Below are 1330 nucleotides of genomic sequence, written 5' to 3'. Positions count from 1 at the left end.
CGAAAGAGGTGCCTCCCCGCCGGCGGGCTTGGGCAGGGGCACCTTGCTGCGCAGGGCGGACTCCACGTCCGCGGGGCGCCAGCCGAAGTGCTCGGCCACCGCGCTGAAGAGGGTGGCGCGCACCAGGCCCACGGGGACCTGGCCCACCACCGGCTTGAGCCGCTCGAGCGCTGCCATCTTCTCCTCGAAGCTCGCGGCCTTGCCCTCCGGGAGGAGCGAGGCGAACAGGTGGCCGGTGAGCGGGTGGGCGCCTTCCAGCAGCCGCTCCACGCCCTCCTGGCCCTCACGACGCGCGAAGGTGTCGGGATCATCCCCTTGCGGCAGCAGGGCAACTCGCGCGGTCGCCCCCGCGGCGAGCAGGGGACCGGAGAGCCGTTCGACCGCGGCGAGTCCGGCCGAGTCTCCGTCCAACAACAGAATCAGCTCGCGGGCCTCGGCGCGCTTGAGCACCTGCATGTGGCCGGCGGTGAGGTTGGTGGAGCACAGCGCCACCGCGTGCCGCACGCCCACCTGGTGCAGGCCAATGGCGTCGAAGTAGCCCTCCACGAGCACGGCGGCCTTGCGCTTGCGCATCTCGTCGCGCGCCTGGTCCATGCCGAAGAGCGTCTCGCTCTTGTTGTACAGCCGCGACTCGCGCGAGTTGAGGTACTTGGGCCCTTCGTCCGCGCCGACCAGGCGGCCACCGAAGGCGATGGGGCGGCCCTCCGGCGCGCGGATGGGCACCATCAGCCGGCTGCGGAAGAAGTCGTAGTAGCCGTCCCCGCTGTTGCGCTTGAGGACCAGGCCGGCCTTCGCCGCCCACTCCAGCATGCCCAGCTTCTGGAAGCGCTCCGTCAGCGAGGCCCACTCGTGGGGCGCCCAGCCCAGGCCGAACGCCATGGCCGTCTCCTCGGAGACGCCGCGGCTGGCGACATAGGCGCGGGCGGCGCGGCCTTCGTCCTGCTGCCACAGCATGGCGCGGAAGTGCTCGGCGGCCTGGTCCGTGGCCTCCTTGATTTGCTGCCGCTCCCGCATGCTGGGGTCCTGCTCGGCCTCCAGGTCCACGCCGAGCTCGCGGGCCAGGTCCCGCACCGCGTCCAGGAACGTCTTGCCCAGGTAGCGCTGGACGAAGGACACCGCGTCACCGCTCGCGCGGCAGCCATGGCAGAAATAGAAGCGCTTCTCCGGCACCACGTAGAAGGAGGGCGTCTTCTCCTGATGGAAGGGACAGCAGGCCTTCCATTCGCGCCCGGCCTTCTTCAGGTCCACATGCCGGGAGATGAGCCCGACGAGGTCCACCCGGTCGAGGACCTCCTGGATCTTGTGCTCAGGAATCACGACTCCCACCCCC

Annotated in this window: 1 protein-coding gene; it reads right to left on the bottom strand. The window is 70.6% G+C overall.

The window, feature by feature from the left end; translation table 11 throughout:
• Positions 1–1317 (bottom strand): DNA primase (gene dnaG / locus G4D87_RS37815; protein WP_371928660.1); only part of this gene is annotated, 1317 nt, incomplete at its 3' end.
• Positions 1318–1330 lie beyond the last annotated feature (13 nt).

This window comes from Myxococcus vastator (assembly GCF_010894475.1).
In the GTDB taxonomy this organism is placed as follows: Bacteria; Myxococcota; Myxococcia; order Myxococcales; family Myxococcaceae; genus Myxococcus; species Myxococcus vastator.
This window is presented reverse-complemented; position numbering and strand designations above follow the sequence as displayed.